The 5,374-nt window shown below is 71.7% G+C and carries 6 protein-coding genes; 4 read left to right on the top strand and 2 right to left on the bottom strand.

Going from position 1 to position 5,374, the window contains the following annotated elements; all coding sequences use genetic code 11:
* Together AC1DY2_RS14710 and AC1DY2_RS14705 are read left to right on the top strand one after the other, a co-directional pair.
* The coding region (locus tag AC1DY2_RS14710) for an FAD-binding oxidoreductase (RefSeq protein ID WP_476763101.1) at window positions 1-547 on the top strand (547 nt) is incomplete at its 5' end.
* 50 nt (window positions 548-597) lie between these two features.
* On the top strand, window positions 598-2,307 hold the full coding sequence (locus AC1DY2_RS14705) for a SulP family inorganic anion transporter (protein WP_476763100.1): 1,710 nt from the start codon (window positions 598-600) through the stop codon (window positions 2,305-2,307).
* Window positions 2,308-2,311: 4 nt separating this feature from the next.
* Here AC1DY2_RS14705 and AC1DY2_RS14700 read toward each other — a convergent pair whose 3' ends face one another.
* Entirely contained in the window at window positions 2,312-3,121 is an 810-nt protein-coding gene (locus AC1DY2_RS14700) for an alpha/beta fold hydrolase (RefSeq protein WP_476763099.1), read from the bottom strand.
* A gap of 84 nt (window positions 3,122-3,205) precedes the next feature.
* Window positions 3,206-3,592, bottom strand: coding sequence for a phage holin family protein (locus tag AC1DY2_RS14695; RefSeq protein ID WP_476763098.1), 387 nt, complete (start codon window positions 3,590-3,592; stop codon window positions 3,206-3,208).
* A gap of 135 nt (window positions 3,593-3,727) precedes the next feature.
* Here AC1DY2_RS14695 and AC1DY2_RS14690 point away from each other — a divergent pair, with 135 nt between their 5' ends.
* Complete coding sequence (locus AC1DY2_RS14690; protein ID WP_476763097.1) at window positions 3,728-5,050, top strand: MFS transporter; 1,323 nt, start codon at window positions 3,728-3,730, stop codon at window positions 5,048-5,050.
* Between the two features lie 141 nt (window positions 5,051-5,191).
* Window positions 5,192-5,374 (top strand): hypothetical protein (locus tag AC1DY2_RS14685; protein WP_476763096.1); only part of this gene is annotated, 183 nt, incomplete at its 3' end.

Here is a 5,374-nt window from a genome sequence, read left to right as displayed (position 1 = left end):
CGCCAAGGTCGACGAGGTCGGTGCGGTGGGCGACGAGCTCGCGGCATCCGTGGCTCGCATCATGGCGGATGCCGGTGCCGTCGCCGTCGAGCGGGCGGTCGACGCCGCCGAGATCGACCGCCTGTTCCTCGCGCGCCGGCTCGCCTACCCGGCGCTCGAGCGGCTGGGGCCGGTGCTCACCGAGGACATCTGCGTGCCGCGCGGCGCGGTGCCCGAGATGCTGTCGCGGATCCAGGCGACCGCGGAGGCGCACGACGTGGTGATCGCGAACATCGCGCACGCGGGCGACGGCAACCTGCATCCGCTGATCATCGCGCCCGACGGCGACGAGGCCGCGAAGGCCAGGGCGAAGCTCGCGTTCGACCGCATCGTCGACGACTGCCGCGAGCTCGGCGGCACGGTGACCGGCGAGCACGGCGTGGGCCTGCTGAAGCTCCCGGGCGCCGCGGAGGAGCTCGGCCCGCGGGTGATCGCACTCCACGCGGCGATCAAGCAGGCGCTCGATCCCCTCGGCACGCTGAACCCCGGCAAGGCGTTCCCGGCGTAGCGGCGTCGCGCACCTGTCGCGGCGGGAGCGGCGGGGCTAGGGTCGGGTCCATGACGAACGCGCCGCCCCGCGTGCCCGCCTTCGCCGCGTGGTGGCGCCGCGTGCGCTCGGTGTTCCGCCGCGAGACGCTCGGCAAGGACGCGCTCGCCGGCACCATCCTCGGCATCGAGAGCGTGCCCGACGGGCTGGCCATCGGACTGCTCGCGGGCGTCAACCCGGTCGCCGGCATCTACGCGTTCCTGTTCGGCATGGCCGGCGCCGCCGTGCTCACGAGCAGCACGTTCATGGCCGTGCAGGCCACGGGGGCGATGGCCCTCATCGTCTCGGACACCGACCTCGGCGCGCTGCCCGACCCGGATCGCGGCCTCTTCACGCTCGCCATGCTCACGGGCGTCTTCATGATCATCGCCGGCGTGCTCAAGGGCGGGCGGATGCTGCGCTTCGTGCCGACCGCGGTGATGGTGGGCTTCGTGACCGCCGTCGGCGTCAACATCATCCTCGGGCAGCTGACGAACCTCACGGGGTACACCGGGCTCGGCGCGAACCGCGTGTTGCGGGCCTTCGACACCGTGACCCACTTCTGGCTGATCGACCTGCCCACGCTCACCGTCGGGCTCGTGACGATCGCCCTCATCGTGGTGCTGACGCGGACGCGGCTCCGCTCGCTCGGTCTCGTCGTGGCGATCGTCTTGGGGTCGGCGCTCGCCGCCCTGTTCACCTTCGTGTTCGGCTGGGACGTGCTGACGGTGGGCGACGTCGCCGATGTGCCCACCGGGCTTCCGGCCCCGGTCCTGCCCACCTTCGGCGACCTGGCCTACCTGACCCTGCCGGCCCTGTCGCTCGCGTTCGTGGGGCTGGTGCAGGGCGCGGCCGTCGCCGGAGCCGTTCCGAACGCCGACGGCAAGCCGGCGGACGCCTCACGCAACTTCGTCGCCCAGGGGCTCGGCAGCATCGTCGCCGGCGTGTTCCGGGGCATGCCCGTCGGCGGCTCGATGTCGGCATCGTCACTCGTGCGAGCGGCCGGCGCGCGCACCCGCCTGGCGCTCTTCATCGCGGCGATCGTGATGACGCTCGTCATCCTCGTCGCGTCGGGCGTCGTCGCGCTCGTCGCAATGCCCGCCCTCGCGGGCCTGCTGATGGTCGTCGGCGCCGGCGCGATCAAGCCGGCGCGCATCGTCTCGGTGATGAAGACCGGTGCGCTGCAGGCGGCCGTCATGGCGGTCACGTTCGTGCTGACCCTGCTCATCCCTCTGCAGTTCGCGGTGCTCGTCGGCGTCGGTCTCGGCATCATCCTGTTCGTCGCGCAGCAGTCGAATCGCCTGCGCGTGCGCCAGCTCGAGTTCCACGACGACGGCCGGATGCGCGAGATCGACCCCGTCGCCACCGTTCCCCCGCACGATGTCGTGGTGCTGCAGCCCTACGGCAACCTGTTCTACGCGAGCGCGCCGGTGTTCGAGGCGCAACTGCCGGCGGTCGCCGACGACTCGCGGGGCTCGGCGGTCATCCTGCGCCTCCGTGGCATCGACGAGCTGGGCCTGTCGTCGGTGGCGGTGCTCGAGCGCTACCTCGACGATCTCGAGGCGCACGACTCGTCGCTGTGGCTCGTGGTCACCGGCGACCGCGTGCGCGAGCTGCTCGCCGTGGGCGGCCTGCTCGAGCGGATCGGAGCCGATCGCGTGTACACGAGCTCGGAGTGGATCGGCGAGGCCGTGCACCACGCGCACCGCGACGCGCGCGAGTGGGTGCGCCAGCGGCAGTGAGCGGTCAGTGCCCCAGGTAGCCGAGCAGCGCGTCGTTGAACTTCTGCGGCTGCTCGATGTTGGCCGCGTGGCCGTCGCGCTCGATGACGATCGAGGTGGCGGCCGGGTTCAGGGCAGCGGATGCCGCGGCGTGCTCAGCCGGCCAGAACTCGCTCTCGGCGCCCGCGATGAAGAACGCGGGGCGGTCGAGGCGGGCGATCACCTCGCGCCAGTCGCGGGTGGCGTGGTCGTGCAGCAGCTCGAGCTCGGCCGCGGTGAACGTGGGCCTGCCGCCCTTGGGGAGCTCCATCGCCTTCAGCACGCGGGCGATGCGCACCAGCCCCTTGGACTTCGCCGGATGGCGGCCGGGGTCGGGGATGCCGGTGGCGAAGAACGTGTCGACGTTCCCGTCGTCGTAGTCGTAGAAGCCGTATGCCCAGTCGGCGGCGTTGAGCATCTTCGGCGTCTGGTCGACGATGACGATGTCCCGGATGCCGCTCGAGCCGAACTGCTGCACGAGCGCCCAGATCGCGTTGCCGCCCATCGACTGGCCGACGAGGGTGACGTCGTCGAGCTCGAGCGCCGTGAGCAGGTCGTGGATGTCGGCGCCGTGCCGGTCCATGGTGTGGTCGCCCGCCCCGATGCCCGATCGGCCGTGCCCGCGCCGGTCGAACGCGATCACGCGGTGGCCCGCCCGGGCGAGGGGCTTGAGCTGGTAGTGCCAGCTCGTCGCGGACGCCTTGAATCCGGCGATGAGCACCACGGGTCTCGCCGCCGGGTCGCCGGTCTCGACGTAGTTGAGCGAGACTCCGTCGGAACTGGTGATGGTGGGCAACGGCGCCTCGATCCTCGTCGGCTCCCCGGAGCATCCGGAGATGGTCAAGTCTCGCCGCGACTGCCCCGTCGGGCAAGCCGATGCTCAGCGCTGGCGCGCTGCGGCCCGGTCGTGGAGCAGGAACTTCGCCGCGAGCCAGCCGAGCACCGCGGTGGTGAGCCAGACGACCACGGCGGCGAGGATCCATGCGCCGACCCCGTCGAAGCTGAGGCCGTCGGTGATCAGGGTGGCGATCCAGAGCGCGATGAACGTCGACAGCAGGCCGGCGATGCCCGCGACCGTCGGCGCCGACCGGTGGAAGATCTTCGCGACCAGCCACTCGATGAGCCACTGGACGAGCGCGAACACGATGATCGCCACGAGGAATCCGGCCAGGTGCACGTGGAATCCGGGGATGAGCAGCGACGCGAGGAAGAGCCCGAGGGCCGCGGTGCCGAGGAAGACCGCGGCACGAATGAGGAAGCGCACCATGTGCGGAGGCTATCGGCGGCATCCGGCCGGGTCAACGCGCCGCGCCACGGCGGCTCGCCGCGCGCACGCCCCGCCTCTTGGCACGCGCCCGACACCGGAGCAAGATGATCGGGTGAGGCTTCAACGGAGCGACTCGTGACCACGGCGACACGGCCGGCCCGCACGCCGACGCCGCGAAGCGTGCAGGCGGTCTACTACACGCTCACGCTCGGGAACACCCTTGCGGCGTCGTTCATCTGGGGCATCAACACGCTGTTCCTGCTCGACGCGGGGCTCACCAACCTCGAGGCGTTCGCGGCGAACGCGTTCTTCAGCGCCGGCATGTTCCTCTTCGAGATCCCGACGGGCGTCGTGGCCGACACGCTCGGGCGTCGCGCGTCCTACCTGCTCGGCACCGTGACCCTCGCCGTCACCACGGTGCTCTACTGGCTGCTGTGGGTCTGGGAGTCACCGTTCTGGGCGTGGGCGGTGGTCTCGATCCTGCTGGGGCTCGGGTTCACGTTCTTCTCTGGAGCGGTCGACGCCTGGCTCGTCGACGCGCTGCGCGCCACCGAGTACCACGGCAGCCTCGAGACCGTCTTCGGTCGCGCCATGATCGTCGGCGGTGCGGCCATGCTCGCGGGGTCCGTGCTCGGCGGCGTGATCGCGCAGCTGACGAACCTCGGCGTGCCGTTCCTCATCCGCGGGGCCGTGCTCGCCGTGATGTTCGTCGTGGCGGCGCTCACGATGCGCGACCTCGGATTCACGCCCGAGCGCGGCGAGGGGCCGATCAAGGCGACCGGCACGGTGCTGCGCGCCTCGGTGAAGTACGGCCTGGGCAACCCGCCCGTGCGCTGGCTCATGCTCGCGACCCCGTTCACGGCGGGCGTCGGCATCTACGTGTTCTACGCCCTGCAGCCGTACCTGCTCGAACTGTGGGGCGACGAGGGCGCCTACTCCATCGCGGGCCTGGCGGCGGCGATCCTCTCGGGCGCGGGCATCGTCGGCGGCGTGCTGGCGCCGTTCGTGCGGCGGCTGTTCCACAAGCGCACCTCCGCGATCCTCCTCGCCACCATCTCGAGCGCCGTCGTGCTCGTCGCGCTCTCGTTCACGAGCAACTTCTGGGTCGCCCTCGTGCTCCTGGCGGTATGGGGCATCGCCTCGTCGGTCGACGATCCGGTGCATCGCGCGTACCTCAACGACATGATCCCGTCGAAGCAGYGCGCGACCGTGCTCTCGTTCGACTCCCTGCTCGGCAGCGCCGGTGGTGCGGTGTTCCAGCCGATCCTCGGTCGCTCGGCCGACCTCTCCGGCTACGCGGGGTCGATGCTCTGGAGCGGCCTCATCACGGCGGTGGCCGCGCCGTTCGTGCTCCTCAGCCGGGCGCAGCATCCGACCGCCGACACGGTCGTCGAGGTGACGTCGGCGCCGCCCGCGGGCGACGAGYCGGCGACGGATGCCGCGACGCCGGCCCCCTGACACGCGGGCGAGTGGGCGGCGGGCGAGCGCGTGCCCGGGGCGGTCCCCCATTGTGCCCCTTTCGGGGGGCAACGATCGCGGCTAGCATGTCCGGACGCACGTGCCGCGAAACGGCGCGCCGGTCGACGAGGGGGAGGCGACATGCGCACGAAGATCCTGCTGCTCGGCGGCGGCGTGGCCGTCGCCCTCGTCGCGGCGATCTTCGTCGGCGCGGCCGCAGCCACCACGGGAGCGCCCGTCTTCTACGACGCGCGATACCCGGCCCCGGCGACCAGCGGCGCAGAGCGCTACGAGATCGCCGAGGGCGACGACGCGCCGTCCGGC

This window comes from Agromyces sp. P1_H4, from assembly GCF_056405255.1.
The sequence above is the reverse complement of the archived record's forward strand: the minus strand, read 5'-3'. Positions and strand labels throughout refer to the sequence as shown.

Excerpts from the sequence above, each read along its gene's own strand:
- AC1DY2_RS14705 (WP_476763100.1), top strand. The coding sequence starts at position 598 with ATGACGAACGCGCCGCCCCGCGTGCCCGCCTTCGCCGCGTGGTGGCGC.
- AC1DY2_RS14695 (WP_476763098.1), bottom strand. The coding sequence starts at position 3,592 with ATGGTGCGCTTCCTCATTCGTGCCGCGGTCTTCCTCGGCACCGCGGCC.